The organism is Lysinibacter cavernae, assembly GCF_011758565.1.
Lineage (GTDB): Bacteria > Actinomycetota > Actinomycetes > Actinomycetales > Microbacteriaceae > Lysinibacter > Lysinibacter cavernae.
In genome coordinates this window covers 113,583-128,089 of record NZ_JAAMOX010000003.1, presented here as the reverse complement: position 1 = coordinate 128,089, position 14,507 = coordinate 113,583, and the positions used below count along the sequence as shown (strand labels likewise).

13 protein-coding genes and 1 pseudogene are annotated in these 14,507 nt (G+C 60.3%); 8 read left to right on the top strand and 6 right to left on the bottom strand.

All coding sequences use genetic code 11. The features are described 5' to 3' along the window. Nucleotides 1-112 precede the first annotated feature (112 nt). A pseudogene (locus tag FHX76_RS16870) lies at nt 113-355 on the top strand (hypothetical protein); the annotation flags it as partial. Nucleotides 356-374: 19 nt separating this feature from the next. Here FHX76_RS16870 and FHX76_RS16865 read toward each other — a convergent pair. The 5 genes from FHX76_RS16865 to FHX76_RS14565 form a co-directional block, all read right to left on the bottom strand. Further along, nucleotides 375-527 (bottom strand): hypothetical protein, encoded by a 153-nt coding sequence (locus FHX76_RS16865; RefSeq protein WP_386762228.1) that lies wholly within the window; start codon nt 525-527, stop codon nt 375-377. A 104-nt stretch (nt 528-631) separates the two neighbouring features. After that, on the bottom strand, nt 632-1,570 hold the full coding sequence (locus tag FHX76_RS14580) for an NUDIX hydrolase (protein ID WP_167151952.1): 939 nt from the start codon (nt 1,568-1,570) through the stop codon (nt 632-634). Next, complete coding sequence (locus tag FHX76_RS14575) at nt 1,567-3,714, bottom strand: RNA degradosome polyphosphate kinase (protein ID WP_208402749.1); 2,148 nt, start codon at nt 3,712-3,714, stop codon at nt 1,567-1,569. Before FHX76_RS14575 ends, FHX76_RS14580 begins: the two co-directional genes overlap by 4 nt. A gap of 19 nt (nt 3,715-3,733) precedes the next feature. Further along, nucleotides 3,734-4,675 carry a mycothiol synthase gene (gene mshD / locus FHX76_RS14570; protein ID WP_167151948.1) on the bottom strand — a complete coding sequence of 314 codons (942 nt, stop codon included), beginning with the start codon at nt 4,673-4,675 and terminating at the stop codon, nt 3,734-3,736. Then, a complete protein-coding gene (locus FHX76_RS14565) occupies nt 4,620-5,336 on the bottom strand; it encodes a winged helix-turn-helix domain-containing protein (protein WP_167151946.1) in 717 nt (238 codons plus the stop codon). The genes mshD and FHX76_RS14565 overlap by 56 nt, the downstream gene beginning before the upstream one ends. 92 nt (nt 5,337-5,428) lie before the next feature. On the opposite strand from FHX76_RS14565, the gene FHX76_RS14560 reads away from it, so the two are divergent. The 6 genes from FHX76_RS14560 (at nt 5,429) to FHX76_RS14535 (ending at nt 12,819) form a co-directional block, all read left to right on the top strand. Beyond that, nucleotides 5,429-5,746: a hypothetical protein gene (locus FHX76_RS14560; protein WP_167151944.1), complete on the top strand. Its 318-nt coding sequence runs from the start codon at nt 5,429-5,431 to the stop codon at nt 5,744-5,746. A gap of 207 nt (nt 5,747-5,953) precedes the next feature. Continuing rightward, entirely contained in the window at nt 5,954-6,601 is a 648-nt protein-coding gene (locus FHX76_RS14555) for a heme-binding beta-barrel domain-containing protein (protein ID WP_167151942.1), read from the top strand. Between the two features lie 84 nt (nt 6,602-6,685). Then, nucleotides 6,686-7,873 carry a CAF17-like 4Fe-4S cluster assembly/insertion protein YgfZ gene (gene ygfZ / locus FHX76_RS14550; RefSeq protein WP_167151941.1) on the top strand — a complete coding sequence of 396 codons (1,188 nt, stop codon included), beginning with the start codon at nt 6,686-6,688 and terminating at the stop codon, nt 7,871-7,873. After that, nucleotides 7,830-8,999: an FUSC family protein gene (locus FHX76_RS14545; protein WP_243848886.1), complete on the top strand. Its 1,170-nt coding sequence runs from the start codon at nt 7,830-7,832 to the stop codon at nt 8,997-8,999. Before ygfZ ends, FHX76_RS14545 begins: the two co-directional genes overlap by 44 nt. A 139-nt stretch (nt 9,000-9,138) precedes the next feature. Beyond that, nucleotides 9,139-10,038: an alpha/beta hydrolase fold domain-containing protein gene (locus tag FHX76_RS14540; protein ID WP_167151939.1), complete on the top strand. Its 900-nt coding sequence runs from the start codon at nt 9,139-9,141 to the stop codon at nt 10,036-10,038. A 120-nt stretch (nt 10,039-10,158) separates the two neighbouring features. Further along, nucleotides 10,159-12,819: a LuxR C-terminal-related transcriptional regulator gene (locus FHX76_RS14535; RefSeq protein WP_167151937.1), complete on the top strand. Its 2,661-nt coding sequence runs from the start codon at nt 10,159-10,161 to the stop codon at nt 12,817-12,819. Here the strand turns inward: FHX76_RS14535 and FHX76_RS14530 are convergent. Further along, entirely contained in the window at nt 12,782-13,594 is an 813-nt protein-coding gene (locus FHX76_RS14530; protein WP_167151935.1) for a class I SAM-dependent methyltransferase, read from the bottom strand. The two genes, FHX76_RS14535 and FHX76_RS14530, sit on opposite strands and share 38 nt — an antisense overlap. A gap of 147 nt (nt 13,595-13,741) precedes the next feature. Between FHX76_RS14530 and FHX76_RS14525 the strand changes: the two genes are divergently transcribed. After that, on the top strand, nt 13,742-14,494 hold the full coding sequence (locus tag FHX76_RS14525) for a phosphoglyceromutase (protein ID WP_167151933.1): 753 nt from the start codon (nt 13,742-13,744) through the stop codon (nt 14,492-14,494). Nucleotides 14,495-14,507: the final 13 nt, after the last annotated feature.

Here is a 14,507-nt window from a genome sequence, read left to right as displayed (position 1 = left end):
GGCTGAGCGGCTTGGAACGCGTCGTGGTTCCAATTGCTTTCTGACGCCCAGCGGTCTCTGATCTCGTCGATGGTGCCGAAGCCGACGGGGCAGCCGGGACTGAAATATACGGATGCGCGGATGGAGCTGGAGGGCATCATCTACCGGTATCGGTGCGGGACGAACACGACGCGCCCCACAGGGGGATGGGTCGACTTACACGAATTCGTCGGTCGAGCCACCTGATCCCGGCATCCGGCCACGCACGCGGCCTGATGCCGTTCGCGGAGACAAGGCGTACTCATCCCGCGCGATCCGGTCCCACCTACGCGGACGAGGTATCAAAGCCGTGATACCCGAACCACGCGACCAACGGGCATCGCAAGCGCCGCGGCTCACACGGAGGCAAGTCCGTCGGACTCAACACCGATGGCTACCGAAACCGCAACGTCGTCGAACGCCGCTTCTGCCACACCAAGCAATGGCGAGGCCTCGCCACCCGCTATGACAAACACGCGATCGTCTACCGAGCCGCTGCCCTCATCCACGCCGCGATCGCATGGACAGGACAATTGTCGGAGACGCCCTAGTCGCACTGGCTGCGGCGGATGGCCTTGGACAATGACCAACCGACAGAAGCAAAGGCCGGTCGCTAGCTCAACAACTTGGCATAGGTCTCAATCGACAGAATGCCTGCGCTGGGATGCTCCTTCGAGATATGGAACACCGAGAATCCAGAGACAGGTAAAGACGTTGACTCCGTGAGGTAGTCGCCTGGGAGCGAGCCTGTTGCGAGCGCCAACTCGCGGGCGATGTCGGGCAGCACCGGCCGGTGGGAGCAAATCACGGTGTTCTTGCGGCGCCGAATAACTTTACCCATGACCGCTCGGATATCGCCGTCGGCGTCATCCCAGGCATCCTGGCTGAGGTCGCGCGTCGACCGAACGGGGCGGTCCAGGTAGTCGCTGAGCGGGGCGACGGTCTGTTGGCAGCGAAGCGCGTTACTGCTCATGATCTTATGCCTGCCAAAAGCGGCAACGGTTGGAACAACTGCCTGGGCCTGCGCATGACCAAGCTCGGTGAGCGGGCGCTCGGCGTCAACGGGGAACTCGTCGCTACGGGCCTCAGCCTTCGCGTGCCTGAGGAGCACAACGGCAAAGGTATCGTGGGCCTCTCGCTCAACGAGCTTCAGGAAAACATCGAAAATCGACTTGTCTTTTTTGTAGCTGAGCGTGGATCGCACTTGGCGAAGCGGGGTCCAGAGCAGCGCATCCACTTCTTTGTTCGGTGTAAACGTGGATCGCTGCACGGCCTGTTCCGTGACTTCCGCGGCCCAGTACTGCACCATTTTTTCTCGCCCTTTTGAGAGCGGGTAGTGGATGCTGCCGAGGTTGACCCCCAGCGTGAGGGAAAGCCCAGTCTCCTCTTGCACCTCTCGAACGGCCGTTTGGGGCAGCGTCTCACCAGGGTCGAGTTTGCCTTTGGGGAAGGAGATATCGCGGTGCTTTGTCCGGTGGATGAGCAGCACCATAATTTCGTCGCCAACCCGGCGCCAGCAGACCGCTCCGGAGGCATAGACGGTTTCTGTCATCGGTTGTTCGTCCGCCTGCGTGCCATAGCGAGTTGCATTTGCCGTGCCTGCATATCTTCGAGCGGCTGGCCCTGTGCGTTGAGGTGGTGGCGTTGCCAGCGGCCGTCGGCCTCGAGGGTCCATGAGTCGATGTCGTCGCTGAACGCGAGCGTGAACATATCGAGTACCTGTTCAACATGCTCTGGTGCGGTGAGCTTGACGAGGGCCTCGATGCGCCGGTCAAGGTTTCTGTGCATCATGTCGGCGCTGCCGATGAGTACGTCGGGGTCTCCGTCGTTGTGGAACGCAAAGATCCGGGAGTGTTCAAGGTATCGGCCGAGAACTGAGCGCACTCGGATGTTCTCGCTATAGCCGGGCTGCCCAGCCTTAATGGCGCAGATGCCTCTGACCCACACATCAACCGGCACACCGTCACGGCTCGCTCGGTAGAGGGCATCGATGATGACCTCGTCGACGATCGAGTTGACCTTGATCTTGATACCACTTTGGCGGCCTTCGCGCGCGGCTGCTGCTTCGGCCTCGATGCGGGACAGCAGCCCGTTGCGGAGGTGCAACGGGGCAACCAGTAGCCGCTTGTATTTCTTCTCAATCGCGTAGCCCGAGAGCACGTTGAAGAGCTTGGTGAGGTCTTTTCCTACCGTTTCTGAGGAGGTCAGCAGCCCGAGGTCTTCGTAAATGCGGCTGGTTTTTGGGTTGTAGTTGCCTGTACCGATGTGGCTGTAGTGCTTCAGCACACCCTTTTCTTCGCGGATGACGTGGACCAGCTTGCAATGGGTCTTGAGCCCGACGATGCCGTACACCACGTGAACGCCAGCTTTTTCAAGCTTGCGTGCCCACACAATGTTTGCTTCTTCGTCAAAGCGAGCCTTGATCTCGACAAGGGCGAGCACCTGTTTTCCCGACTCGGCTGCCTTGATAAGAGCAGCAACGATCGGGCTGTCACCGGACGTGCGGTAGAGCGTTTGCTTGATCGCGAGCACGTTAGGATCTGCGGCGGCCTGTTCAAGGAACGCCTGCACGCTTGTGGCGAAGGACTCGTAAGGGTGGTGCAACAGGATGTCTCGGCGAGCAACGGCCTTGAAAATATCGGCACGCTCGTTGCTGCTTGACGGCTTGAGCCACACGTTGGTGGTTGGCACGTGGTTTGGGTAGTGCAACTCGGGCCGGTCGATGCGGTGCAGGCCAAACAATGCCCGGAGATCGAGCGGTGCGGGGAGGACATAGACCTCTTGCTCCGTGATATCGAATTCCCGGATGAGCAAATCAATCGTGGCCTGGTCCATGTCCTCGCTGATTTCGAGGCGAATGGGCGGGCCAAATCGGCGACGCAGCAGCTCTTTTTCGAGCGCCTGGATGAGGTTCTCGGTTTCGTCTTCTTCGATCTCGACGTCCTCGTTGCGGGTGACGCGGAAAACGTGGTGGTCGAGGACTTTCATGCCGGGGAAGAGGCCATCGAGGTGGTTTGCGATGAGGTCTTCGAGGGCAATGTAGCGAACGTAGTCGAGATCTTCCCTTGCATCCACCCGAATCAGGCGTGGCATCATCTGGGGAACTTTGAGGCGCGCAAACTCTTCTTTACCCGTCTTGGTGTTTTGTACCCGGATCGAGAGGTTGAGCGAGAGCCCTGAGATGTATGGGAATGGATGAGCCGGGTCAACAGCGAGTGGCATCAGGATCGGGTAGATGTGCGCGGAGTAGTGCTGATACAGGATGTCTTTGTCTGCCTGGTCGAGGCTGTCCCACGTGACGACGTGGATGCCTGCCTCGGCAAGCGCCGGGCTGACCAGATCCTTGTACGCGGCAGCGTGCCGGGCCTGCAGCTCGTGCGCCTTCTCTGAGATATCGGAGAGGACATCGTGCGGTGCTCGTCCAACGTTGGTTGGTACGGCGAGTCCCGTGACGATGCGACGTTTGAGTCCTGCCACGCGGACCATGAAGAACTCATCGAGGTTACTCGCAAAGATCGCGAGGAAGTTGGCGCGCTCCAAAACCGGAAGGTTCGCATCCTCGGCGAGCTCAAGCACCCGCTGGTTAAACGCGAGCCAGCTGAGCTCGCGGTCGAGGTATCTGTCGAGGGGGAGAAGGGCTCCGGCAAGACTTTCGCCGGGCAGTGGTACCGGAAGAGGCGCAGTCAACTCGTTCATACCTCCATCTTGGCAGTATTTACTGCCCCGATGGTTGAGAAGTTCTCCTCGACCGCTCAGCGTTCCGCTGGTATTGCACACTTGTTGTTGTAACGGTAAAGCCAGTCGAGCGATAGAGTGCGAGCGCTGGCTCATTATCACCCTCGACATACAACGTCACGTTGGTCACGTTTCTAGTGCGGAGTCGGGCCATTCCGGCCGTCATGAGGAGCCTGCCGAGGCCTTTCCCCGATGCTTCGTGTGCCACTCCAATGGCGTAGACCTCGCCGTGAGCGGCCTCGTCGTCTGCGGTTATCTTGAGCCAGTTATAGGCAATCATGGAACCTGAGGTGTCGGTGAGCACCAGGAAATCACCGGCGTTGAACCAGGATTCGTTCTCCCGTGAGAGCAGGTCGGCAACGGTCAGCTTGCCCTGTTCTGGATGATCCGCAAAGACCCTTGCGTTGAGAGCTACCCACTCGTGTTCGTCGCGACCCGGCTCAAATGTACGGACGGTGACACCGTCGATAGAGGGGACAGTTGTGTCATTTGGGACAGGCGCACTGAGCTGGAGTAGCGTGCGGCTTGGAACAAAACCGTGCTTGTGGGCGAGCGCCCGAGCGGCATCTCCGTTGCCGTGTGCCCAGGTCAGCAGATCACCGGGATGGTTGTCCAGAACTTCGGCCAGCAGCAGGGATCCGATCCCCGCACCTCGGTGCTCAGGAGCGACGGTGAGGTCGAGCTCGCCAGGCGCTGGAGGGTGCGGCGCGTTGATAAGCGCAGCTGCGACAATCGGGCCGCCAACGTGCTCGTACGCAGCAATCATGGTGCGGTCGTTGGCCCGCCAGTCAACAAGGGCCTGGTCCGAAAACGGTGGGACACCGTCGGCAGCGGTGACCTGTCGAACGAGTTCGGTGACCCGTTGACTAGCTTCCGGATCGCTCGGGCTCAGCGTTGACAGGGTCGGTGCGTGATTCGTCATGGTCTTCTTCCGCCAGGTTGAATCGGTAGCCGACATTTCTGACGGTACCGATGAGCTGTTCGAGATCGCCGAGTTTGGCTCGCAGACGCCGAACGTGCACGTCTACTGTTCTGGTGCCACCAAAGTAGTCGTATCCCCAGACCTCGCTCAGTAGCTGCTCTCGCGTAAACACACGTGCGGGGTGGGACGCAAAAAACCGAAGGAGCTCGAACTCCTTATAGGTGAGATCGAGCGGTTTTCCTTTGACCTTTGCCGAATAATTTGCCTCGTCGATCGTCACGCCAGACGCGTGGATGCGATTGCTTGGCGCCTCGGCAACACTCTGTTCGAGGGCGAGGCGTAGCCTTGCATCCGTTTCGGCCGGTCCGGAGCTGTCGAGGATGACGTCGGTCACCATCCAGTCTCCGTTGACCACGGCGAATCCGCCTTCGCTCAGAATAAGGATGATGGGGGTTGCGATCCCTGAGGCCCCGAGCGTCTTACAGAGTGATTTTGCGTTTGCCAGGTCGCGTCGCGCATCCACAAGGATGAGGTCGCTCTCTGGGGCGCTGAGCAGGCGGCTGGTGTTGAGGGGGATGTGCCGCACCTGGTGATTAAGCAGTCCGAGCGAGGGGAGCGCGTCGTGCTCACCCGCGTTTGTGAGGACAAGAAGCTGAGCCACATATCCTCCCGAAAACTATTATTTAGGGGAAATCTTACCCCGATCACCGACCTCCGTCGCGACAACCAGGTTGACCATGCCACAATTGGGACATGGCAGACTCGACCGTTTCAGCGCAGATTCCGGGCGACAGCACGCCTGACAGCGACGCCAACTACTGGCACTGGCCTCGGCTCATCATCGTATGGGCGATCACAATTATCGCGGCGGCGGTTGTGAGCCTGCAGGTTGCGTCGTCGATGCGATTCGAATGGCTACTGTTTGTGCTTGCCGGGGCAACCTTGCTCACGTTCGGCCTGCAACTGGGAACTGCGCAACGCCGCGGATTCATTGACCGAACGGCGATGAGCGTTGCCGGTTCCTTTGTCATCGTCGCCGTGTTTTCGGCGGTCGCCGTGCTCGTGGCCTAGACTAGACACATGGACTCACTGCTTGCTCTCGAACTGTTCTTTGTTGGCCTGCTCGGTTTGGCAACACTGTCGATCGCTTGGATCGCCGGAGTTGTTGTTTTTAAGCTCTTTAAAGGTCAGCGCTAAGCCGCACGGCGGTTTCATCTCGCGCCTTCATTCGAGTGTTGGCGTTGTTGTACCTACGCTGTCTTGTTGAAGGACTGAACTATGATCTCAATCCCAACCGACCTCCCCGCCGAACTCGGACCGCTCTCGTGGCTGCTCGGCGTATGGGAAGGCAGCGGAGTCATCGATTACACGCTTGACCCAGGTACGCCGGACGAGCGTCGCATCACCACAGAATTTGGTCAGCGAGTGAGCTTCAGCCACGACGGCCTTCCCTACCTCAACTACAGCTCGTACGCCTGGATCATTGGCGACGACGCTCACGAGAGTGACGATGTCTCGATGAGCCGTCCGCTCGTGAGCGAGACGGGTTACTGGCGCTTGAGTCGTCCGCAGACGGATAACGATCCTGGTCCTGGCATGCTCCCAGGCGCTGGTGCCGTCGCATATCCAACCGTCGAATCGGTTGAGGCGCTGCGCGTTCCCGAGGCAGAGGGGGAGGGATTCCCTCTCGAAGTTTCGATTGTTCATCCAACCGGTGTGAGCGAGGTCTATCTTGGGCGTATCGCCGGGCCGCGCATCGACCTCGCGACCGATTACGTCATGCGCACTGCTGGCTCGAAGGAATACACCTCGGCGACGCGGATGTACGGGTTGGTTGATGCCCACCTCCTGTGGGCCTGGGACATGAGCGCTCTTGGCCAGCCGCTGAAGAGCCACGCCTCGGCACGCCTGGCCAAACGCGATTAGCTCGTTGCGACCCGCTGCCATCCGGACGGAATGCCTGGTCGTCTGCTCGCGTTGCATCCATTGACTCCAAAAGAATGAGGTTGCATGTCCGAGTTGTCTGGTCCAAGTCCCTTTGCCTCGTTGAACGGTGCCGTTGCTGAGCCGGAACTCGGCCCGATCGCGCATTTTGGTGCGCCGAATCAGGAACAACGGGCACTCGCCAACGGCGTCGCGATTACCGACCTGAGCGACAGGGGAATCATCTCTGTCACCGGGCCAGACCGGCTGACCTGGCTCGACTCCATTACGAGCCAGCGGATATCGTCCCTTCGACCGGGTGAATCAAGCGAAACCATCCTGCTTGGACCAACCGGTCGTATCGAGCACAACATGCATGTGTTTGATGATGGAGAAACGACCTGGCTCATTGTTGAGCAGTCCCAGGTCCACGACTTGTTTGCGTTCCTCGATCGGATGCGTTTCACGCTTCGCGTTGAGGTAGCTATTCGCAGCGAAGAATTTATCGTTGTTGGCGCCTTTCTGAGCACGGCAGAAGGCGAGCCTTCGCCGGCCGCTGGTATCCTCTCCGAGCACGCTGCCGTGCCTGCGGGTATCCCGCTCGTCTGGGCAGACTCATGGGCAACGCCCCCTGCCGGTGGTTGGCAGTATGCGGCCGAAGCTGATGCAACTGGTGAGCCGCATCCAGCGCCGCTGTGGCGGGCGGGTGAGGCGGTTATCCCTCGGTCGAGCGTTGGGCAACTCCTGCTGAGTCTTCCGGATGCGGGTGTATCCGTTGCCGGATGGCTCGCATTTGAGGCGTTGCGCGTTGAGGCTTGGCGACCGCGACAGCTCACCGAAGTCGACGAGCGTTCGATTCCTCACGAGTACGACTGGATGCGTACCGCTGTGCACCTCAATAAGGGCTGCTATCGCGGTCAAGAGACGGTAGCGAAGGTCCATAACCTTGGTCATCCTCCGCGACGCTTGGTCATGCTCCACCTTGATGGAACCGAATCAATCCTGCCAGGGCACGGCGACCCCGTCTACGTTGGCGAGGGCGAGGACCGGAAGCAGGTTGGCCTCATTACGTCAGCGGCTCGGCATTACGAGCTTGGCGGCATTGCGCTTGCCCTGCTGAAGCGTTCGGCGCCTGCCGACGTGGATCTTGTTGTTGTGGTCGGTGACGATCAGACTGAGATCGCGGCAGGCCAGAACGTGATTGTCCCGCCAGGGGCCGGGGCCGTAGCGGATGTCCCGAAGCTCCCTCGCTTGGGGGTTCGTCGACCTGGCTAACCAACCCGACGTACTCACCGACGACGATTCCTGGTTTGCCAGAGGATCCCGTCGGCTTCGGCGACGCTTCGACGTCCGTGCTGCAGTGCGTCGCGTAGCCTTCTCTGCGCCGGCAATCGCGCAGATCACCGCTGCGGCGCTTGTGTCCTATCTCATCGCCTACGCCGTGCTCGGGCATACCAATCCAGTTGTCGCCATCGTCGTGGTTATCTCGAGCCTTGGGCTGCAGCGAGATGCCAGGCCCCGAGTGCTCGTTGAGACCTCGCTTGGCATGGTCATGGGCATCGCCGTTTCTGAGGGCTGGCTCCTGATCTTTGGGCCGGGAGTCTGGCAACTCGGATGCGTGCTCATACTGGTCTTGGTCGCCGGTCGATTCTTTTCGCCGAGTAATAGCTTTGCGGTTATTGCCGCAATTCAGGCCGCCCTTGTGCAGGTGCTTCCGGTGCCAGACGGAGGGCCATTCATGCGCAGTGTTGACGGTCTCGTCGCCGCCGCCGTTGCACTCATCTTCACCGCGTTGATCCCGCGAGACGCGCGACGCGGTCCTCAGCGCGCCGCGCGGAAGCTGTTTGGCGAATGGAACGACGCCCTCTCGTCACTCGCATCAGCGCTCAACCTTGGCGATGAAACGTCGGCGGAACGAGCACTTCAGCGACTCCGCCAGACGCAGAAAATCCTTGACGACTGGGATGAGTCGTTGGAATCGGCCCAAGCCTTGGCAAGGATTTCTCCGTTCGCTCGTCGCCACGCGGCCGAACTTGCCGAGCTCGGAACCGTGCTCAACTACATGGACCTCGCGACACGAAACCTGCGCGTGATCACGCGGCGGGCAATGTTCAAGGTTCAGGATGGTGTGGCCCGCCCCCGACTTGGGCAGCTTATCGTTTCGCTTTCGAGCGGCGTTGTGCAGCTTGGCAAGAGCGTTGAAGATCCGGCTCTGCGTGAAACGGCTCGGGAGAACCTTGAGCTTGTGGTCCCGCGTCTCGATCCGCAACGATCTGGAGTCCAGGATTCGCTCGGCGACGTCGCAATTGTGCTGTCACTTCGACCGATGCTGGTTGACCTCTTGTGTGCGGCGGGCGCTTCCCCCGACGAAGCTCGACATCTCTTGCCGCCGCTCGACTAAATCCACATGCCGCAGGATGCCTCCTGCCGCCATAGACTGAGCACAGTCAGTGTCCACCTCGTTCACAGGGGAAGAATCAGTGTCAGCATCGATGTTTGCGCACCGAATGCTCTTACGGCTTGGGGGCCGAGGAGCTCGCGTGAATCGATCAACAGCGAACATGATTGCGCATGCTCAGCGCGTTGGTTCTCAGGTGACCGTCCCCGATCGCATTCTGCGGCTCGCAGAAGTGCAGGAACATGATGTGCTCGGGTCACCCGTGCTTGTCATCCGCCCTCGGCCGGACGTACTCGCCGCGAGCGACGCCGATGCCCGTTGCCCAGTTCATCTGATCTACCTCCACGGTGGAGGGTTTGTGCTTCCGATCGCACCTCCGCACTGGGCAATCCTTGAATCGTTGTTGCTCACGACGGGCGCCACGATTACGGTCCCGCTGTATCCGAGGGCCCCGGAGCATACCTATGTCAGCACTTACGAATTCCTCGACGAGATCTACTCACTTGTCACAGCCGATCTCGAACCGGGTGGCATCATCGTTTTGGCTGGGGATTCTGCCGGTGGGGGCTTGGCGATCGGACTCGCCATCAGGCTCAAGGAAGCTCATCAACCTCCGCCAGCGGCGATTATCGCGTTCTCTCCCTGGGTTGATCTCAGCCTGACCAACGCCGAGATAGCGGGACTTGAGCGGCGCGACCCTGTGCTTGTTGTCTCTGCACTCATTGGTGCCGGTGAGCTCTGGGCCGGCGAGACCGATGTGACACATCCATTGCTGAGCCCGGTGCATGCCGATCTCAGCGGTATGCCGCCACTGTATATCTACCAGGGTGGCAGGGACATCATGCTGCCCGACGTCATGACGCTGACCCGGAATATGGCCACTGCGGGTGGCGACGTTGAGGTCAGGATCTTTCCGGCTGGTTCGCATCTGTTTATATCAGCCATTCGCACTCCGGAATCAAAAAAGGCTGTGCGCCATGCAGCGGCAACTATCAAGCGGCTGGCTCGAAAGAATCGATCGCGGATTGCTCAAACCCTTTAGCCGTGTTTCAGGTACGATCAGACTTGGTAGTCGGGGGGCTACTGCACAACCTATTGGGTTGATCACACGATACAACTCGTATTGGATGATGTATGACCCCCACACTAGTGAGGGGACTGCATGAGTATTCGCATCGAACGCAACACCGTGCTGACTGAGCGACGCCAGTCGATGGTGAGTGATGCCGTTGGTCGACTGATCAGCTCAACAACGCTTGCGATCTGCGTGGTCGGCCCTTCAGGCGTTGGCAAGACGCTGCTCGCTCAGCAGATCGCGCTTGGTCTCGTGAACGACCCGTCTGCGATTTTGCCTATCCACTGTTTTGAGGCGCTGAGCGCGAGCCCAGGCGCTGCGCTTGCCGGGGCCCTCGGGCTGACTACCGACGGCGGACTCCAACCACTACTCGCTGCCGCCGGCGCTGCGCTTGCCGGGCTCGCAACGGTCGGTCCTGTGGTACTTCTGGTGAATAACGCCGAACACCTTGACCAGGTCAGTGGTGCCGGTCTTGTGCAGTGCGCACGCATGCCAGGCGTCAAGCTTGTGATCACGGCCTCAGACGGTGCTCGCCTCCCTACCGCGCTCCAGCAGTTGTGGGAGTCGGGCGAATGCGAGCGTCTGGATCTTGGCCCGTTCGACGTTGAAGAATCCGCAGAATACCTTGCAGGCCTGTTCGCAGAACGGGTGACTGTTGGTACGATCCAACGACTCTTTGCCGCAACCGGAGGGCATCCGCTACTGCTCAGGGAAGCCGTGCACGATGTGGCTCAGTCGGAGCAGCTTCATGTGAGCGACGGACTTGTGTCGCTTTCTGATTCTGCAGATGCTCTCGGTGCTCGGCTGTCGGATCTTGTTGCGGCCCGTCTCGCGCGGGCTGATGATGTTGTGCGTCAGACGACGGAGATTCTTGCGCTTGCGGGTCCGGTTCCCGTTTCTGTGATTCGTCAGCTGGTGAGTGATGCCCAGATGGATTCGATCTTGGCTGGGGGATTTGTCGAGCGCGTTGTCATCACCGTTCCGTGCCTGCATGTGCGCAGTGAAATTGCCGCTGAAGCTATCCGCAACGGCCTCAGCATCCGTGTCATGCGGGAGCATTTTGAGCGGTTTCAAAACCTCCTTGGCTCCGCGTCTCATCAGCCGGGGTTTGGGATAGACCGTGCCCTTTGGGCGCTTGCTTGCGGCGCCGAGATCACCAACGCCGAGCTGTTTGCAGCGGTTCACGAAGCCTCAGCGGTGCATCGGTATGAAAGCGTGATTACGATGACCGATGAGATGCTTGGCAGGGATGGCAATTTGCTTGACCGCTCGCTGCTCCTGATGCGGGCCCAAGCGCTCTTTGTGACCGGGCAGGAGCGTCGATCGCGTCGCACGCTTGATTCGCTCGTGGAAGCGGGGGATAGGGAAGGCGTGATGCTCGCCGCCCTCGTCATGCACAGTGCAGAAGAAACGGTTTCGTTCTTTGACACCACGAGTGGGCGCGAAAATGTGACAAGGGCCCTCGACCTGCTTGACGAGCGATCCGTGCAGTTCCCGGAGCACGAGCCAAGCTGGTCTGCCTATGCGGCGGCCCTGCTGGTGCGACAAGGCGATACGGAGGTCGTTGAGGAACTGCTGCAGGCCGCAGAAAACACCAAGCTTCCCGTGCATGTGAGAGCCGAGGTATGCACACACCTCTCAATCGCGCTGACGCTTCGGGGTCGCCCGTTGCTTGCCCAGGAGTATGCGCTGCGCTACCTCGGTTTCGATTTTGTATCGCCGGATGCTTCGCCGTGGCTCGACGGGGACCTCATGCATGCGCTGAGTCTTGCTCAATTTGCGCTGGGAATCCCCGTGCAGGAATTGACGGCTTCCGGTGCAGGAGTCGACTGGAACCGCGTCGATCTTCGCTTTGCCAACCTGCACGCCGGTGCTGGCCTTCTCTGCCACGACCTCGGCCACGCCGCGTTAGCGCTCGGGGAGTTTCGACAGGGCGTTCTTGAGCTCGCCGAGAATGACTATTCCAATATCGGGAGTTATGTTTTGGCCGGAGCTGCCGGCTCGGCCGCTCTTCTTGGAAACGCCGAACTTGCCGCTAAGTACCGAACTGCTGCGGGCACCGAATGGGTTGGAACCGCGCGAATGGTGGGCGCTGAGGCTCGGCGATTGTTGCTCCTGCCCACCCTGCTTTGTGACGGAGAGGCCGCACTTGCCGAGACCGGACAGCAATTGGTGGCTAGCTTGCAATCGACCGGTGACATGTATGCCGAGTTGAGGGTTCTTCACGACCTCTTTCGGTTTGGTGTTGCGGTCGACCTTACGCGAGCCACCGCGCTTGCCTCTGCGGTTGAGGGCCAGCTCGCCGACGCTCTCGAACTCCTCTTTACTGGCGTGGTCCTGCAGGATGCCGACCGGCTCGGTCGCGCCGTGCAAGCCTTTCTTGCGGGCGAGCGTCAGCTCTACGCAGCAGAGGCGGCAGTACTGCAGGCGCGGGTATTGCTTGTAGCTGGCGATGATCGACGTGCAGCTGAGAGCCGCGCCGCGGCAACTGAACTCTTGCTTCCCCTCGGCTCAGTGAACACACCGATTCTTGGTCGTCGGTGGAGCGACGACGATACCCTGACGAGCAGAGAGCAACAGATCGCAGAGCTGGCCGCCCGCGGGAGCTCAAACCGTGAAATCGCAGAGGAGATGGTGCTCTCGCAGCGAACCGTCGAGGGGCACCTGCAGCGCGTCTACGCAAAGCTGGAGATCGACGGACGTGCGCAGCTTATGCCAGCGGACGCACGGTATCCCAAGGTACCGTAAGCTCGCCGAGACGCCAGCGGCTTTGGTCGCCAACAACAGCCCAACCTTCGTGTTGGAGAGCAGCTACAGACGCGAGCCAGCGCTGCGGAGCCCCAAAGCTCGCAAGGGGAGCATTGCGCTGCCAAGCTCGGTCGAGATCGTTGAGGAGTCGATGGATGCCCTCGCCAGGAACGTTGCGATGGATGAGCGCCTTTGGGAGCCGCTCAGCAAGCACTGAGGGCGAATCATAACAACCGGCCCTCAGCGAGAGGGTGAGGGTACGAGGCCCATGCCGGTCGAGGGTTATCCACGAGGAGACCCTGCCGATTTCGTCGCATGTGCCCTCAATGAGTACCCCGCCGTACTGCAACCTTGCAAGCATCATGTCCCAGGCCGCGGCAACGTCGGTTTCCTGGTACTGCCGCAGGACGTTAAACGCGCGGATAACCGCTGGCCGACGACCGTCTCTGAGCGGAGTCTCAAAGCCGCCGCGCTCGAAGGAGACGCGCGCGTTTTCACGGAATTGAGTGTGGCCGGCCCGCACCTTTGCGAGGTGTTCGCGCGCTCCGGCGACGCGGTCAGGCTCGATTTCGATGCCGATGAGTTCGGCATCCTTCCGAACGGCATGCAGGCGTCGTTCGAGTTCAAGAACGGTGACGGCGCTTGCGCCGTAGCCAAGATCGACCACCAGAGGATCGAGTGCCTTCGTGAATTCGGGTAGCTGTGCGATCCACCTGTCGACTCGCCTGAGGCGATTTGTCCCGGTGGTTCCCCGCGTGACAACGCCAAAAGCCATTAGTCCATTTTCTCAGGAGTGCCCGTATGCTTCCGACCAAAAGTCGTGTTCGCGGCTGGGTATTTGCCGAATGTTTCTCTCACCTTCACCTCGTCACAAGACTCGGTTTTCGGGCCGGTAGCCCGGCGACCCGTTAGGATGGAGTGCATGACTGAACCTCTCACTCTTGTATTGCTGCGCCACGGAAATAGCGACTGGAACCAGAAGAACCTGTTTACGGGTTGGGTCGATGTTCGCCTGAGCGAGCAGGGGAGAGGCGAGGCTGTTCGTGCCGGCGAGCTGCTCGCCGAGTCAGGCATCAAGCCTGACGTGCTGTATACCTCCGTGCTGAGCCGCGCCATCCAGACCGCAAACCTCGCGCTCGATTCTGCCGACCGCCTCTGGATTCCAGTGAAGCGGTCTTGGCGTCTCAACGAGCGTCACTACGGTGCGCTCCAGGGCAAAGACAAGGCACAGACGCTTGCCGAGTACGGCAACGAGCAGTTCATGACCTGGCGCCGGTCGTTTGACACTCCGCCGCCACCCCTCGATGACAACAGCGAGTGGTCGCAGGTTGGTGACGAGCGCTACGCCGACCTCGGCGACGATGTGCCACGCACCGAATGCCTCAAAGACGTCATCGATCGTATGCTGCCGTACTGGCACTCAGACATCACCGTTGATCTTGCCGCTGGCAAGACCGTGCTGGTCACGGCGCACGGCAACTCGCTTCGTGCGCTTGTGAAGCATCTTGACGGCATCTCAGATGAAGACATCGCCGAGCTCAACATCCCGACGGGCATCCCGCTCGTGTACAAGCTCAACAGCAACTTTGAGCCCCTCGGCCCCGGCGAGTACCTCGACCCAGAGGCCGCAGCCGCCGGCGCGGCAGCCGTTGCCGCACAGGGCGCGAAGAAGTAACACTGACCAACAC